This is a genomic window from Pseudomonas sp. TE3895 (assembly GCF_056278855.1).
Genome location: NZ_JBWBQE010000001.1, coordinates 5,370,222 through 5,382,615, shown reverse-complemented (window position 1 = coordinate 5,382,615; position 12,394 = coordinate 5,370,222). Strand labels below are relative to the sequence as shown.

The 12,394-nt window shown below is 61.6% G+C and carries 9 protein-coding genes and 6 tRNA genes; 12 read left to right on the top strand and 3 right to left on the bottom strand.

What is annotated here, in order from left to right; genetic code table 11:
- The first annotated feature begins 255 nt into the window (after window positions 1-255).
- Window positions 256-2,271: an excinuclease ABC subunit UvrB gene (gene uvrB / locus ACZ889_RS24380; RefSeq protein WP_180689471.1), complete on the top strand. Its 2,016-nt coding sequence runs from the start codon at window positions 256-258 to the stop codon at window positions 2,269-2,271.
- Window positions 2,272-2,365: 94 nt separating this feature from the next.
- On the opposite strand, the gene ACZ889_RS24375 is transcribed toward uvrB, so the two are convergent.
- Together ACZ889_RS24375 and ACZ889_RS24370 are read right to left on the bottom strand one after the other, a co-directional pair.
- Window positions 2,366-3,916 (bottom strand): MDR family MFS transporter, encoded by a 1,551-nt coding sequence (locus ACZ889_RS24375; RefSeq protein ID WP_010952993.1) that lies wholly within the window; start codon window positions 3,914-3,916, stop codon window positions 2,366-2,368.
- On the bottom strand, window positions 3,906-4,961 hold the full coding sequence (locus tag ACZ889_RS24370; RefSeq protein ID WP_180689472.1) for an HlyD family secretion protein: 1,056 nt from the start codon (window positions 4,959-4,961) through the stop codon (window positions 3,906-3,908). Before ACZ889_RS24370 ends, ACZ889_RS24375 begins: the two co-directional genes overlap by 11 nt.
- 143 nt (window positions 4,962-5,104) lie before the next feature.
- Here ACZ889_RS24370 and gltX point away from each other — a divergent pair, with 143 nt between their 5' ends.
- The 9 genes from gltX to ACZ889_RS24325 all read left to right on the top strand — a co-directional run bounded on the left by gltX (window position 5,105) and on the right by ACZ889_RS24325 (window position 9,259).
- Window positions 5,105-6,586 (top strand): glutamate--tRNA ligase, encoded by a 1,482-nt coding sequence (gene gltX / locus ACZ889_RS24365; RefSeq protein WP_161775407.1) that lies wholly within the window; start codon window positions 5,105-5,107, stop codon window positions 6,584-6,586.
- Window positions 6,587-6,931: 345 nt separating this feature from the next.
- A tRNA-Ala gene (locus tag ACZ889_RS24360) sits at window positions 6,932-7,007 on the top strand.
- 72 nt (window positions 7,008-7,079) lie between these two features.
- A tRNA-Glu gene (locus ACZ889_RS24355) sits at window positions 7,080-7,155 on the top strand.
- A 51-nt stretch (window positions 7,156-7,206) separates the two neighbouring features.
- Window positions 7,207-7,282, top strand: a tRNA-Ala gene (locus tag ACZ889_RS24350).
- A 42-nt stretch (window positions 7,283-7,324) separates the two neighbouring features.
- Window positions 7,325-7,400 (top strand) — tRNA-Glu (locus ACZ889_RS24345).
- A 61-nt stretch (window positions 7,401-7,461) separates the two neighbouring features.
- A tRNA-Ala gene (locus ACZ889_RS24340) sits at window positions 7,462-7,537 on the top strand.
- 42 nt (window positions 7,538-7,579) lie between these two features.
- Window positions 7,580-7,655, top strand: a tRNA-Glu gene (locus tag ACZ889_RS24335).
- A gap of 170 nt (window positions 7,656-7,825) precedes the next feature.
- The gene (locus tag ACZ889_RS24330; protein ID WP_180689473.1) at window positions 7,826-8,365 is read left to right on the top strand and encodes a TetR/AcrR family transcriptional regulator; all 540 of its coding nucleotides are present in this window, start codon (window positions 7,826-7,828) and stop codon (window positions 8,363-8,365) included.
- A gap of 15 nt (window positions 8,366-8,380) precedes the next feature.
- Complete coding sequence (locus tag ACZ889_RS24325; RefSeq protein WP_004577677.1) at window positions 8,381-9,259, top strand: alpha/beta fold hydrolase; 879 nt, start codon at window positions 8,381-8,383, stop codon at window positions 9,257-9,259.
- A gap of 62 nt (window positions 9,260-9,321) precedes the next feature.
- Here ACZ889_RS24325 and ACZ889_RS24320 read toward each other — a convergent pair.
- Window positions 9,322-10,691 (bottom strand): IS3 family transposase gene (locus tag ACZ889_RS24320; protein WP_372340364.1). Its coding sequence is split into 2 segments (ribosomal slippage): window positions 9,322-10,191 and window positions 10,194-10,691, totalling 1,368 coding nucleotides; the frame shifts between segments, so codons are not numbered across the junction.
- Between the two features lie 126 nt (window positions 10,692-10,817).
- Between ACZ889_RS24320 and ACZ889_RS24315 the strand changes: the two genes are divergently transcribed.
- Entirely contained in the window at window positions 10,818-11,252 is a 435-nt protein-coding gene (locus ACZ889_RS24315) for an acyl-CoA thioesterase (protein WP_003247186.1), read from the top strand.
- Window positions 11,253-11,303: 51 nt separating this feature from the next.
- Complete coding sequence (locus ACZ889_RS24310) at window positions 11,304-12,275, top strand: tRNA dihydrouridine synthase (protein WP_003247187.1); 972 nt, start codon at window positions 11,304-11,306, stop codon at window positions 12,273-12,275.
- Window positions 12,276-12,394: the final 119 nt, after the last annotated feature.

Here is a 12,394-nt window from a genome sequence, read left to right as displayed (position 1 = left end):
AGGGCGTACACGCTCCAGCCGAATGCACTGAAGCGGTGCACAAACGGGGAGTCAGTATAGTGATACCGACCGGTCACCGCGACACTCTGGCGCAGCTTTTGGGGCTATTTGCGCAAATATTTTTCGACCATTGGTCTAAATGCCGTGTCCACCGTTGCACGCGCCCACACCTGTGCCTTGAAAGCGCCCCCGAACGGGCGCATTTGGGTATAGACTACTGGCTAAATTTACAGCTGCTGCACCGCGAGGTCCTTCATGTCCGAGTTCCAGCTCGTCACACGTTTCCAGCCGGCCGGCGACCAGCCCGAGGCTATCTGCCAGTTGGTCGAAGGCATCGAGGCGGGGCTGTCGCACCAGACGTTGCTCGGGGTGACCGGCTCGGGCAAGACCTTCAGCATTGCCAACGTCATCCAGCAGGTGCAGCGCCCGACGCTGGTGCTGGCGCCCAACAAGACGCTGGCCGCGCAGTTGTACGGGGAGTTCAAGGCATTCTTCCCCAACAACGCGGTGGAGTACTTCGTTTCCTATTACGACTACTACCAGCCGGAAGCCTACGTACCCTCGTCAGACACCTTCATCGAGAAGGACGCCTCGATCAACGACCACATCGAGCAGATGCGCCTGTCGGCGACCAAGGCGCTGCTGGAGCGGCGTGACGCGATCATCGTGACCACTGTGTCGTGCATCTACGGCCTGGGCAGCCCCGAGACCTACCTGAAAATGGTCCTGCACGTGGACCGTGGCGACAAGCTCGACCAGCGCGCGCTGCTGCGCCGCCTGGCCGACCTGCAGTACACCCGCAACGAAATGGACTTTGCCCGCGCCACCTTCCGGGTACGCGGCGACGTGATCGACATCTTCCCGGCCGAATCGGATCTGGAAGCCATCCGCATCGAGCTGTTCGACGATGAAGTGGAGAACATCGCCGCCTTCGATCCGTTGACCGGCGAGGTTTTCCGCAAGCTGCCACGTTTCACTTTCTACCCCAAGAGCCACTACGTCACACCGCGGGAAACCCTGCTGGAAGCAGTGGAGGGCATCAAGGAAGAACTAAAGGAGCGTCTGGAATACCTGCACAAGGCCAACAAGCTGGTCGAAGCGCAGCGTCTGGAGCAACGCACCCGCTTCGATCTGGAGATGATCCTCGAGCTGGGCTACTGCAACGGCATCGAAAACTACTCGCGTTACCTGTCCGGGCGCCCGGCCGGCGCGCCGCCGCCCACCCTGTACGATTACCTGCCGCCCGATGCGCTGCTGGTGATCGACGAATCCCACGTCAGCGTTCCGCAGGTCGGCGCCATGTACAAGGGCGACCGTTCACGCAAGGAGACCCTCGTCGAGTACGGCTTCCGCATGCCTTCAGCGCTGGACAACCGGCCGATGCGTTTCGACGAGTGGGAGGATGTCAGCCCGCAGACCATTTTTGTTTCGGCCACTCCGGGCCCCTACGAGGCTGAGCATGCCGGGCGCGTGGTGGAGCAAGTGGTGCGCCCGACCGGGCTGGTCGACCCGCAGGTAGAGGTGCGCCCGGCGCTGACCCAGGTCGACGACCTGCTGTCCGAGATCCGCAAGCGTGTCGCGGCAGGCGAGCGAGTGCTGGCGACCACGTTGACCAAACGCATGGCCGAGGACCTCAGCGATTACCTGGCCGATCACGACGTGCGGGTACGCTACCTGCACTCGGACATCGATACGGTGGAGCGGGTGGAGATTATCCGCGACCTGCGCCTGGGCACCTTCGACGTGCTGGTGGGCATCAACCTGCTGCGCGAGGGCCTGGACATGCCCGAGGTGTCGCTGGTGGCCATCCTCGATGCGGACAAGGAAGGTTTTCTGCGTTCCGAGCGCTCCCTGATCCAGACCATTGGCCGCGCGGCACGTAACCTCAATGGCCGGGCCATCCTGTATGCCGATAACGTAACAGGCTCGATGCAGCGGGCCATCGACGAAACCGAGCGTCGCCGCGAGAAGCAGATCGCCTTCAACGAAGCCAACGGTATCGTGCCCAAGGGCGTGGTCAAGGACATCACCGACATCATGGAAGGTGCCACCGTGCCCGGTGCGCGCAGCAAGAAGCGCAAGGGCATGGCCAAGGCGGCGGAGGAGAGCGCCCGTTACGAGGCCGAACTGCGTACGCCGGGCGAGATCACCAAGCGCATCAAGCAGCTGGAAGAGAAAATGATGCAGTTCGCCCGCGACCTGGAGTTCGAAGCTGCGGCGCAGTTGCGTGACGAGATTGCGCAGCTGCGGGAGCGGTTGATTAGCAGCTGACCCTGTGTGCGGGCGTGTCCGCGAAGCATTCTGCGCGGTGGCTGGTACCGGCTGCGCCGGTGTTCGCGGGCACCGCACATGATCTGAAATGGGCTTAGTGGGCCTCCCCAGCCTTCAGCCCCTCCGGCAACTTGCGGGTCAGCAACACCGCCACCATGCTCACCGCCAACCCGATCCCGACAAAGTGGAAGGCATCGTTGTAAGCCATGATCAGCGCCTGCTGGTGGGTAATCTCGCTAAGTTTGCCCAGCGCCGCATTGTCATTACCCAAGCGCTCCGCCAATTGCGCCAGCCGCTCAGCCACCTGTGGGTTGCTCGGCACCACCGATTCGCGCAGGTAGTCGAAGTACACCTTGGTGCGCGCATCCAGCAGGGTGGCCAGCAAGGCAATACCAATCGCGCCACCGAGGTTACGCAGAATATTGAACAGGCTCGACGCGGACCCTGCATCCTGTTGTTGGATATACGCGGTGGCAATCAGCGAGATGGTCACCATGATCATCGGTTGGCCCAGGGCGCGGATGATCTGGATATGGTTGAACTGCGGCCCGGCAAAGTCCGGGTTGAGCACCCCCGAACCGAAACTGGCAGCGCCGAACAGGCAAAAACCCAGCGCGCATAGTACCTTGGGCGATATCACCTTCATCAGTTGCGGTACCAGCGGGATCAGGAACAACTGCGGAATACCCATCCACATGATCACCTCGCCAATCTGCAAGGCGTTGTAACCCTGTACCTGCGCCAGGTACAGCGGTAGCAGATAGATCGAGCCGTACAGGCCCACGCCCATGCCCAGGCTGGCGATGCTCGACAGGCCAAAGTTGCGGTTGCCGAGGATGCGCAGGTTGATTAGCGGGTGAGGCTTGGAAAACTGCAGGATGACGAAGGTGATCAGGCTGACCAGGGCAACACTGCCCAGGCCGACGATCAGGTGTGACTCCAGCCAGTCCTTGCGATGGCCTTCCTCGAGAAACACCTGCAGGCAGCCCAACCCAAGGCCGAGCGTGACGATGCCGGCGTAATCGGTACTTTTCAGCAGCTCCCAGTGCGCCTCCTTCTTCTCAAGCCCGTATAACAAGCCGGCGATCATTAGCAGGCCCGGTGGGATATTGATGTAGAAGATGTATTCCCAGCCCCAGTTCTCGGTCAGCCAGCCGCCCAGCGTGGGGCCGATGGAGGGGGCAAAAGTGGCGGTCATGGCGAACATCGCCATGCCTTTGGCGCGGTGGTGCTCGGGCAGCTTGATCAGCGTCAGGGTGAAGGCCAGCGGGATCAGCGCGCCACCGGTGAAACCCTGCAAGGCGCGGAACAGGATCATGCTCTCCAGGTTCCAGGCCATCGAGCATAGCAGCGACGACAGCAGGAAACCGCCGGATACCCATACCGCCAGGCGCCGCGCCGACAACAGCTGCACCAGCCATGCCGTCAGCGGGATCATGATGATTTCCGCCACCAGGTAGGAGGTTGAAATCCATGAGCCTTCTTCCAGGGTCGCCGACAGAGCGCCCTGGATGTCCTTCAATGAGGAATTGGTGATCTGGATATCCAGCACTGCCATGAAGGCACCGAGCATCACGCTCATCACCGCGATCCAGTCGCGTCGGGTTGGCTCCGCAGTGGGGCGCAGCAACTGGTCACCGGCCATTGTGGCCTTCGTCTGCGCTGCGCAGGTCGACGGTGGCGGTCACCGACATGCCGGGGCGAATACGCCCATGCAACGGGTTGTCGGCGCTGAACGTGAGTTTTATCGGGATGCGCTGCACAACTTTGGTGAAGTTGCCGGTGGCGTTGTCCGGTGGCAGCAGGCTGAACTGCGCACCGGACGCGGCGAACAGGCTGTCCACCCGGCCTTCGATCGGTGTGTCGGGGTAGCTGTCGAACAACAGCTCCGCGCGCTGGCCGGGGTGCATGCGGCCGATCTGGGTTTCCTTGAAGTTGGCCTGCACCCAGATGTCTTCATCCGGCACGATCGACAGCAGGTAGGCGCCGGCCTGCACCACCTGGCCATTGCGCGCATTGCGCTGGCCGATGGTGCCGCTGATCGGTGCATGGATTTCGCAGCGGGTCAGGTTCAGTTCGGCCTGGGCCAGGTCGGTGCGGGCATTGGCGATTTGCGCATCGAGGCGCTTGAGTTCGGCGTTCAGGGCGGTGACCTGCTGGCGCTGGCTTTGCAGGTCGGCGCGGGCCTTGTCGACCTGGGAGCCGGCGACATGGCTGTCCGCCGACAGGGTAGTGACCCGCTCCTCAGAGACAAAACCCGGCTTGCGCAGCTTCTCGGCACGGCTCAGGTCCAGCCGTGAACGGTCGAACGTGGCCTGGGTGGCCGCCAACTGGGCCTGGCCGGCGGCAATCAGGCTGCCTTGTTGGGTGAGGCGGCTTTGCGCTTGTGCGTACTCGGCTTCGCGGGTGGCCAGGGCGGCACGGGCGCGTTCGACCGCCAGCTCGAAGTCGGCGGCTTCCAGGCGCACCAGCAGGTCGCCCTTGCTGACGTGCTGGTTGTCCTCGACCGGCACCGTTTCGATACGTGCGCCAAGCTGGCTGGAGATACGGGTGATCTCACCCTGCACGTAAGCGTTGTCGGTGCTCTCGTAGAAGCGGCCCTTGAAGTACCAGTGGCCCAGGAAGGCGAGGGCGATGATGGCCACCAGGGCGAAGAAGATCGTCAGGCGGCGTTTGAGTTGGGCAGGCATGGGGACTATCGTTCCAGAAATGTAAACAAATTTAACAGCGGCACCGGGCCTGTCGACAAGTGACGTTCGCGCCATTGCTGGAGCCCGGTGCCCGCCTCCTGCTAACATCCCGCCTTTGTTTCATCTTTCGTTCGAGACTCTCCATGACCACCGTACGCACGCGTATTGCGCCATCGCCTACCGGCGACCCCCATGTCGGCACTGCCTACATCGCCCTGTTCAACTACTGCTTTGCCAAGCAGCACGGCGGTGAGTTCATCCTGCGCATCGAAGACACCGATCAGCTGCGCTCCACGCGTGAGTCGGAGCAACAGATCTTCGACGCCCTGCGCTGGCTTGGCATCGAATGGAACGAAGGCCCGGATGTCGGCGGCCCGCACGGCCCTTACCGGCAGAGCGAGCGTGGCGAAATCTACGCCAAATACGCTAAAGAGCTGGTAGACGCCGGCCACGCCTTCTACTGCTTCTGCACCGCCGAAGAGCTGGAGCAGATGCGTGCCGAGCAGCAGGCTCGCGGCGAAACCCCGCGTTACGATGGCCGTGCATTGCTGCTGAGCGCCGAAGAAGTGCAGCGCCGCCTGGACGCTGGCGAGCCGCACGTGATCCGCATGAAGGTGCCGAGCGAGGGTATCTGCGTGGTGCCGGACATGCTGCGCGGCGATGTCGAGATCCCGTGGGACCGCATGGACATGCAGGTACTGATGAAGAACGACGGCCTGCCGACGTACTTCCTGGCCAACGTGGTCGACGACCACCTGATGGGCATCACCCACGTGCTGCGTGGTGAAGAGTGGCTGCCATCGGCGCCCAAGCTGATCAAGCTGTATGAGTACTTCGGCTGGGAGCAGCCCAAGCTGTGCTACATGCCGCTGCTGCGCAACCCGGACAAATCCAAACTGTCCAAGCGCAAGAACCCGACCTCGGTCACCTTCTACGAGCGCATGGGCTTCATGCCTGAAGCGATGCTCAACTACCTTGGCCGCATGGGCTGGTCGATGCCTGACGAGCGCGAGAAGTTCTCGCTGGCCGAAATGGTCGAGCACTTTGACCTGTCGCGTATCTCGCTGGGCGGCCCGATCTTTGATATCGAGAAGCTGTCCTGGCTCAACGGCCAGTGGCTGCGTGAGCTGCCGGTAGAGGAATTCGCCGCACGCCTGCAGAAATGGGCGTTCAACAGCGACTACATGATGAAGATTGCCCCGCACGTGCAGGGCCGGGTAGAAACCTTCAGCCAGGTTGCCCCGTTGGGCGGGTTCTTCTTCGAAGGCGCGCTCAAGCTGGACGCCAAACTGTTCGAAAGCAAGAAACTGTCGGCCGACCAGGTGCGCCAGGTGATCCAGCTGATCCTGTGGAAGCTTGAAAGCCTGCGTCAGTGGGAAAAAGAGCGCATCACCGGTTGCATCCAGGCCGTGGTCGAAGCGCTGGAGCTGAAGCTGCGTGACGCCATGCCGCTGATGTTCGCCGCCATCACGGGCCAGGCCAGCTCGGTTTCGGTGCTGGACGCCATGGAAATCCTCGGCCCCGACCTGACGCGCTACCGCCTGCGCCAGGCCCTGGACCTGTTGGGTGGTGTGTCGAAGAAAGAAAACAAAGAGTGGGAAAAGCTGTTGGCTTCCATCGCCTGACTGCGTTCCGAACACCGCTGTTGAGCACTGTGGGAGCGGCCTTGTGTCGCGAAAGGACCGCAACGCGGTCCCACAATCTTTGATTCGACGCAAAACCGCCGGGGCCGCTTTGCGGCCCTTTCGCGACACAAGGCCGCTCCCACAGGCATTTTCCTGAGGGCCAAGTGGCCGGATTGAGTGGAGCAGGGCGGTAAGTGATTGTTATCTGTGAAAAATTTTTTGAATATTTTTGAAAATTCGTTTGACAGCCTTGCAATCCGAACTTAATATGCGCCCCGTCCACAGCGATGAACGAAAACGAAACGCCAGGCACCCAGCCAGCGGTTCAGTTCAAAGCGACATTGTGGGGCTATAGCTCAGCTGGGAGAGCGCCTGCATGGCATGCAGGAGGTCAGCGGTTCGATCCCGCTTAGCTCCACCAAATTCCGCTTAGCAGCCAAGGCTGATAAGCAAGACCGGGTCCAGCAACCGGGTCTTGAAGGTAAGAAGGTTCGTCCCCTTCGTCTAGTGGCCTAGGACACCGCCCTTTCACGGCGGTAACAGGGGTTCGAGTCCCCTAGGGGACGCCAGTTTTACACAAGCGATGTTTTTATGTCGCTGGGCCGCGAGGCTAGAAATCCGGGGCTATAGCTCAGCTGGGAGAGCGCCTGCATGGCATGCAGGAGGTCAGCGGTTCGATCCCGCTTAGCTCCACCAATTTTGCCGCGGTTCGCGTTAGCGGATCGGCACGAAGGTTACGTCCCCTTCGTCTAGTGGCCTAGGACACCGCCCTTTCACGGCGGTAACAGGGGTTCGAGTCCCCTAGGGGACGCCACTTTTCCTGCGTTTTGCAGGGCTTAAAAAGGCTCGTCGATTATTGATGAGCCTTTTGTTTCGGGGCTATAGCTCAGCTGGGAGAGCGCCTGCATGGCATGCAGGAGGTCAGCGGTTCGATCCCGCTTAGCTCCACCATTTCTGCCAGGGTTCACGCAAGTGGATCTTCGCGAAGGTTACGTCCCCTTCGTCTAGTGGCCTAGGACACCGCCCTTTCACGGCGGTAACAGGGGTTCGAGTCCCCTAGGGGACGCCACGTTTACCCGCGTTTTGCGGGACTTTAAAGGCTCATTCGCTTATTGAATGGGCCTTTTGTTTTTTCCCTTCTCAATAATTTTCCCCCGACAAGCGGCCGCACATTTTGCTTGCCAAAAAATATGATGAGAATAATATTTCGATCATCATATTTTGTGTGGTGTGTGCCAGATGAGCGACAAGAAGAGCAGAACCCGCGAACGCATTCTGGAGGCTGCGCGCAGTGCGCTGATCCAGCACGGCCCGGCCGAGCCCAGCGTCAGCCAGGTGATGGGTGCGGCAGGCCTGACCGTCGGCGGTTTCTATGCGCACTTCGACAGCAAGGACGAGCTGATGCTCGAGGCGTTCCGCCAGTTGTTGGGTGAGCGCCGTGCCTTGCTCGCCCAGATCGATCCCAATCTCGATGGCACCGCGCGGCGGGCATTGGCCGGGGCCTTCTACCTCTCGCGCAAGCACCGGGACTGCGAAGTACATGCTTGCCCGCTGCCTAACGCGTTGGGTGAAATGCAGCGCCTGCCGGAGGTCTTCCGCGAGGTGCTGGCCGAGCATATCGAGTTGATGACTGCCGCGATGGTCGACTGCCCTGAAGATGCCGACAAAGCGCTGGCCGACCTGGCCCTGATGGTGGGAGGGCTGGCGTTGGCCCGGGCCCTGGGGACCAGTGACCTGTCTGACCGTATTCTGCGCGCCGCCAAATCGGCGGTGCTTTAACCCTGGAGCATGGCGATGACCACCCTGAGCTGGATTCGCGGTGTCAATGGCACCCTGGGCCGCCTGGCCCCCGAGCATGTCGCGGGCAAGATGCGCCGTGCCTTCATGACCCCGCGCAACCTGCCGCCGCGGGATTGGGAGCTGCCTGTGCTGGCCAGCGCCGAGCGCATTACACTGCGCTTCGGGCTGTCTGCCTTGCGCTGGGGGCAAGGGCCGACCGTGCTGCTGATGCACGGTTGGGAAGGGCGCCCGACGCAGTTTGCCGCCTTGATCGAGACCTTGGTTCAGGCGGGGCATACGGTGGTGTCGCTGGAAGGGCCTGGGCATGGTCGTTCGCCTGGCGAGCAAGCGAATGTGGTGCTGTTTGCCCGGGCGCTGCTTGAGGCTGCGGCTGAGTTGCCGCCCTTGCGTGCAGTCATTGGCCATTCCATGGGTGGGGCGAGCGTGCTGCTGGCTTTGCAGATGGGGCTGCGTACAGAGGCGGCTGTCAGCATTGCAGCGCCGGCGCGGTTGCTCGGTGTGTTGCGTGGTTTTGCCCATCGCCTGGGGCTGCCAGCCCGGGCACGGGCAGCGTTCATTCGCCAGATCGAGCGCGATGTGGGCATGCAGATTGCGCGGCTGGATGTCACGGGTTACCAGCTGGAACTGCCGGGGCTGGTGGTGCATGCCGCCGATGATGCTCTCGTGCCCGCAGATGAGGCACATGTGATCCACAAGGCCTGGTTCGACAGCCGGCTGATGCTGCTGGAAGGGGGGGGGCACCAGCGAGTGCTCGCCGACCCGCGGCTGAGTGACGCCGTGCTCGAATTGCTGGCTCGGGCTGAAGCGGTCAGTGTCGGGGCGGCTTCAGCCGCGAACATCGGCATCGCCGGTGCCACCCACCGCGGTGTCTGATTCGCGGGCAAGCCCGCTCCTACAACGACCTGAGCTGCGCCCCAGATGTTGGACGGTCGGTGCTAGGCTACCTCAGCTTGAGTTCTGTAAGCCACAGGACTCAGGCCGTTGAGTTTCATTTTAATGCGGTCATGGTTGTAATAGTGGATGTACTCATCCAGTCCCGCCTGTAGCTCTGCGACGCTTTTGAAGCGCTCACGGTAGAAGTATTCCGATTTCAGCGTGCCGAAAAAACTCTCCATCGCGGCGTTGTCCAGGCAGTTACCTTTGCGTGACATGCTTTGCTCAAGCCCTGCTTCCTTCACACGTGCACAGTAATCAGGGTATCGGTAGTGCCATCCTTGGTCCGAGTGCAGCAGTGGTTTGTTGCCCGCCGGAAGCAGTTGAATCGCGCGCTCCAGCATTTCGCCGACCAAGGTGAAGCGCGGTCTGGTGTCGGTGCGATACGTCACGATTTCGCCGTTGTACAGATCCATTACAGGCGAGAGGTACAGCTTTTCACCCGCCACTTTGAACTCAGTGACATCGGTAACCCACTTCTGGTTAGGCTGATCAGCCTGGAAATTACGCTTGAGAATATTAGGCGCGGCTTCTCCCATCAGGCCCCGATACGCCTTGTACTTCTTCGGACGGACCGTGCACTTGAGGTCTAGAGCAGCCATCAGCCGGCGCACCTTTTTACTGTTAACCAACTGCCCAGAACTGCGCAGCGCAGAGGTAACCCGCCGATAACCATAACGACCGCGATGTCGGTCGCAGATCTCCTGGATCGAGATTTTGAGAGAGGCACACTTATCCCCGGCCTCAAGCAGCCCTAGCTGGTAATAGTAAGTACTGCGTGGCAGGCCGGCAGCCTTGAGCAGATCGGCAAACGGGTAGTGTTCGCGCAAAGCCCTTACTAGCCGGGTTTTTTCCTGGCTTTCTTCAGCCTCGCCTTCTCCTCGTCGAGCTCCTCGAGCTTTTTTAGGTAGGCGTTCTCCGCTTCAAGCTGGCGAAGTCTCTTGAGCAGCTCCGCATGGGTAAGCTCCTCGATAGGTTTGGGAGCGGTCTCTTCGGGCTTGCGCGGGGCTTTAGGCATAGGGTTAACCAATATCTTTTTGCTTGAGGACAGGGCTTGGAAGCCGCCACTGTAATACTGTTCCTCCCAGTGCCGCACCTGAGATGAGTTACCCAGGTTGAACAACGCTGCGGTGGCCCGGAGCGACAGCTTCTCGCGCCACATACGGTAGAGCACAGAAAGCTTGAACTCGCTGCTGTAATGACCGCCAGGCTTCTCGAAGCTGGCCTCACCATGTAACTGATAGGACATGACCCAACGGCGCAGCAAAGTCGGATCGATTTGAAACAGCGCCGCGATGTGGCGAAAGCCTCGGCCACGCTTGAGGAAAGCCTGGATGGCTGACTGCTTGAATTGTGTTGAGTACTTGCTCATGAAAACCCCCAGATGATGGACAGATGTCCAACATCTGGGGCGCAGCTCAACCGCTTCAGGCTCGCTGGGGCTGGACATTGCCCCGCAGATCGCTGCTAAATCGCCTTTTGCGCCAAGGAAGCGAAAATGAGCTGGGACCTGGCAACACCCTTCGTCATCGACCTGCGCGTCGGCAGCGAGGACATCGACGGCCTTGGCCACGCCAACAATGCCGTCTACGTCACCTGGCTTGAGCGCTGCGCCTGGCGCCACTCCCAGCGTCTGGGGCTGGACCTGGCCGAGTACCGGCGCCTTGACCGGGCGATGGCTGTGGTGCGCCACGAAATCGACTACCTGGCCGCCGCCTATGAAGACGATGAGCTGCAGCTGGCCACCTGGATCATTGACTGGGACCAACGCCTGCGCATGACGCGGCGGTTTCAGCTCAAGCGCCCGCGCGATGGTGTGACGCTGCTGCGTGCGCAAACCACCTTTGCCTGCATCGAGCTGTCCAGCGGCAAGCCCAGGCGCATGCCGGCGGAATTCGTCGAAGGTTACGGTCCGGCGCTGATCGGCGCCTGAGTCGCCGGCATTTTTTGTTAAACTGCCGGCTTTTTCCGCTGAGACCCCGACATGCAAATTGCTCTGGCCCCGATGGAGGGGCTGGTCGACAACATCCTGCGCGACGTATTGACCCGTGTGGGCGGTATCGACTGGTGCGTCACCGAGTTCATTCGCGTGTGCGACCGCCTGCTGCCGGCGTCCTCGTTCGACAAGCTGGCGCCTGAACTGCGTCAGGGCGCGCGCACGGCTTCCGGTGTGCCCATGCGCGTGCAATTGCTGGGTTCGGACCCGGTATGCCTGGCGGAAAACGCCGCACTGGCTTGCGAGCTTGGGGCGCCGGTGATCGACCTGAACTTCGGTTGCCCGGCAAAGACGGTGAACAAGTCGCGCGGTGGCGCGGTACTGCTCAAAGAGCCGGAGTTGCTGCACGCCATTGTGCGTGAAGTGCGGCGTGCGGTGCCGGCGAACATTCCGGTGACCTCGAAGATGCGTCTGGGCTTCGACAGCCCCGATGGGGCACTGGAGTGCGCCACGGCGCTGGCCGAGGGCGGTTCGGCACACCTTGTGGTGCACGCACGGACCAAGGTTGAGGGCTACAAGCCGCCAGCGCACTGGGAGTGGGTGGCGCGGGTGCAGGATGTGGTCAAGGTCCCGGTATTTGCCAATGGCGAGATCTGGACGGTCGATGACTGGCGGCGTTGCCGCGAGGTCAGTGGCGCTGAAGACATCATGCTCGGGCGTGGGCTGGTATCGCGCCCGGACCTGGGCCTGCAGATTGCAGCGGCGCGGGATGGGCGCGACTATCAGCCGATGAGCTGGCATGATTTGTTGCCACTGTTGCGTGAGTTCTGGCGCCAGGCCCAGGCCAAATTGTCGCCGCGTTATGCGCCGGGGCGGATGAAGCAGTGGCTGGCGATGCTGACTCGCAGTTACCCCGAAGCGGTGGTGTTGTTTGCCGAGTTGCGTCGGGAAGATGACTGCGCGCGGATCAGCCGGTTGCTAGGGGTTGAGGCGCAAGCGTTGGAGGCTTGCGTCGCCTGAGCAGGGCGCTACGCGGGTACTGCACCTGTAGGCGCGGGGTCACCCGGGAAAGGGCCGGCCCTGCTGGCCAATTTCCACCGGCCGTTCACCGTTGCCGCCGCTACCGTATTCGCGGGTAA